Below are 1,788 nucleotides of genomic sequence, written 5' to 3' on the forward strand. Positions count from 1 at the left end.
CTAATAGTGTTCAAAAAGGAGGCTTCTCATGGCTTACTATCTTAGAAAAAGCTCCCGCTCCAGAGGAATCTATCTCCAGATCTATAATTCTTTTTTCGATCCCGTAAAAAAAAGTCCAAGAAGCTCTCATGTCGAGACGCTCGGCTATGTCTGCGATCTTGTCGATAAAGGAATCGACGATCCGGTTTCCTTCTACGCTCGGAAAGTTGCCGATATGAATGCCGACAACCGCAAAACCGAAGAAAAGCAGATCTCCGATATTTCCGCCCTCCTCTATCTGGGATGGTTCCCCTGCGATTCGATCCTCCGCAGGATCGACATCCAGAAAGATATCGATCTGCTCGCTTCAAGACGCCGCTTCGACTATTCCGTCTACGGCTGTCTTCGGGCTCTTCTCATGGCCCGCCTTGTAGAACCCGTTTCCAAAAAGAAGACGGCAGAGCGGGTCGTTCCGAGACTCTTCGGTTTCCAGCCTTTTTCCTATCACCAGATCCTTTCCTGCATCGAGTTCCTCGGCCACGAATACGAAAAAGTTGTAGAAATCGCCACAAGACAATCGAACGAGACCTATATTCTCGATACAGAGAAGATGTACTTCGACTGCACGAACTACTATTTCGAGATCGACCGCGAAGACGACTGGAGAAGAAAGGGTCCTTCCAAAGAAAACAGGAAAGATCCCATCATCGGCATGGGTCTTCTCCTCGATTCAAACTGCATCCCCATCGGCATGCGTCTCTATCCGGGAAACCAGTCCGAAAAGCCTGTTCTGCGGGAGATCGTCAGAGCCCTCAAGGAACAGGACAACATCACAGGCAGGACCGTCCGAGTAGCGGACAAAGGACTGAACTGCGCCGCCAACATTCACGATGCCCTCTCCTCCGGGGACGGCTATCTCTTTTCGAAATCCGTGAAGATGCTTTCCGGAAAAGAAAAGACCTGGGCGCTCCTGGATCAGGGATGGACAGAAGTCCGAGACGAAAAAGGAAAACTCGTCTATCGCTGCAAGAGTGCGGTCGATACATTTGTCTACAGCTATTTCGAAAACACAGACGGAGAAACAAGAAAGAAGGTTACCTTCGCGGCCAAAGAAAAACGGATCGTCACCTACAATCCCAAGCTGGCCAAAAAACAGCTCGCCGAGATCGAGAAAATGGCATCCAAAGCCGCCATGTGCTGCCTTTCGAAAGCCAAAAAAGACGAATACGGAGAATCGGCCAAATATGTGGATTTCGTATCCATCGGAAAGGATGGAAGAGAAACGGGAGAAAACGTAAAAGCAGAACTCAATCGAGAAAAGATCGAAAGCGACAAACGATGCGCCGGCTATAATATGCTCGTCACTTCCGAACTGGAAATGGAACCTTCAGAAATATACAAGACCTATCACAACCTGTGGAGGATCGAAGAAACGTTCCGGACCATGAAGAGCCAGCTGAATGCAAGACCCGTCTTTCTCAAATCGGAAGACTGCATAAAAGGGCATTTTCTGGTGTGCTATTTGAGCGTGCTGCTGGAAAGACTGGTGCAGTTCAAAGTGCTGGACAACCAGTTTGGAAGCGAGGAAGTCTATGATTTCATCCACAATTATCAAATTATCCAAAGAGACGAGATTTCTTATACGAACTGTTCAGCAAAAAACAAAGTAGGCGACTATATAGCCGCTAAATATATGCTTCCGATCAACAATTTCGTTCTGAAGAAGAAGCAAATTAAAACGATCTTGGAGAAAAATCTCTAAGATCGTTTTTTGAGTACTATAATTTCCTTTTAACTTGTAAAGTCAGG

Annotated in this window: 1 protein-coding gene; it reads left to right on the top strand. The window is 46.9% G+C overall.

Annotated elements, in window-relative coordinates:
* Positions 1-28: 28 nt before the first annotated feature.
* Entirely contained in the window at positions 29-1,741 is a 1,713-nt protein-coding gene (locus BO225_RS00860; RefSeq protein WP_076340409.1) for an IS1634 family transposase, read from the top strand.
* The last annotated feature ends 47 nt before the right edge of the window (positions 1,742-1,788 follow it).

The sequence above is a fragment of the Dubosiella newyorkensis genome, from assembly GCF_001945605.1.
Taxonomy (GTDB): Bacteria; Bacillota_I; Bacilli_A; order Erysipelotrichales; family Erysipelotrichaceae; genus Dubosiella; species Dubosiella newyorkensis.